General features: G+C 72.8%; 1 pseudogene. It reads left to right on the top strand.

The features are described 5' to 3' along the window. Positions 1-232 (top strand): annotated as a pseudogene (locus KVT14_RS21660) (DNA topoisomerase IV subunit B); the annotation flags it as partial.

Raw genomic sequence — 232 nt, 5'->3', positions numbered from 1 at the left:
ACAAGGCCCAGTCGGCCGCGCTGCTCGACAAGGTCGAGGGGGAGATGCGTGCCCGCGTCTCGGCGCGCAAGCAGAAGGAGAGCTCCCGCCGGAAGACGGCGCTGGAGTCCTCGTCCCTGCCCGCGAAGCTCGCCGCCTGCCGCAGCGACGACGGGTCGCGCAGCGAGCTGTTCTGCGTCGAGGGCGACAGCGCGCTCGGCACCGCCAAGCTCGCGCGGTCGCCGGACTTCCA

Source organism: Cellulomonas sp. GbtcB1, assembly GCF_019091725.1.
GTDB lineage: Bacteria > Actinomycetota > Actinomycetes > Actinomycetales > Cellulomonadaceae > Cellulomonas.
This window is presented reverse-complemented; position numbering and strand designations above follow the sequence as displayed.